The sequence below is a fragment of the Microbacterium sp. NPDC055665 genome (genome assembly GCF_053618035.1).
The window spans coordinates 1-1,047 of record NZ_JBSHGY010000025.1; the positions used below are offsets into that span (position 1 = coordinate 1).

A 1,047-nucleotide genomic window follows, 5' to 3' on the forward strand; every position below is an offset into this window, starting at 1 on the left:
CAGCTCAAGCAGGCGGCGGCCGACGTCGCCGAGGCGCAGGCTCGCGAAGAGGAGGCCGTCGAAGCGGTGCGCGAAGAGGAGCGCAAGGCCCGCGAAGCCCTCGAGAGCGAGTTGACGGCCGCGCAGGCAAAGGTGTCAGATGCCGAGCAGCAGGTCGCGACCCTCACGTCCGAGCTCGTCGATGCTCCTCAGGCCGACGGCGAGGAGGCGCCGTCGCGTCAGCAGTTCGAGGCGATCCTGCGGGTCGCCGAAGAGCAGGCGAACGTGCTCATCCAGAACGCAGCCGTTCAGGCTGACCGCCTGATGACGTCCGCACGGGAAGAAGTGACCGCGCAGCGCGCCGAGGCGGAGGCGGACGCCGAGCGGATCACCGCCCAGGCGCAGCGCGACGCCGACCAGGTTCGCCTGAAGATGGACACCGAGTACACGGCGCACGAGGCTCGCATCGAGCGCGAAGCCGCCCACGCCGCCGAGAAGGTGAACCAGGCTGCCCAGGAGGCGACCGCGATCCGCACCGAGGCCGAGAAGGGCGCGGCCGCGCTGCGTTCCCTCGTCACCCGCGAGACCACCCAGCTGCGCGCCGATGCCGAGCGCGATGTCCGCGACATGAACGCCCGCGTGCTGGAGTTCGAAGAGACCCTCACCCGCCGCCAGGACGACGCGCAGCAGGAGTTCCTCGTGCTGCACAACCAGGCCGTGGCGCACGCCGAGCGGATCACGAATGACGCGAACGAGCAGGTCTCGGCGTCCCTCGAGCACGCTCAGCGCATCTCGGCTCGTGCCGAAGACTACGAGCGCCTGACCCGCTCGCAGGCGCAGGCGATCGAAGCCGAAGCCCAGGTGCGTGCCCGCGAGACCCTCGAGCGCGCTCGCGCGAAGGCGCAGAAGATCGTCGATTCGGTCACCGGTCACACCACGGCGGTGCTGCACGACGCGGAAGACCGCACCCGTCAGCTGCGGTGGCAGCAGCAGCAGCTGTCGAGCTTCATGGCCGAGGTCAAGGAACTCATCCGCCCCGACGGCATCTTCTCCGACGACTCGCTGCCG

1 protein-coding gene is annotated in these 1,047 nt (G+C 69.9%); it reads left to right on the plus strand.

Annotated elements, in window-relative coordinates:
- Positions 1–1,047, plus strand: a 1,047-nt coding sequence (locus tag ACWGO6_RS19155; RefSeq protein WP_452327691.1) for a cell division initiation protein, incomplete at both ends; no start/stop codon positions are given.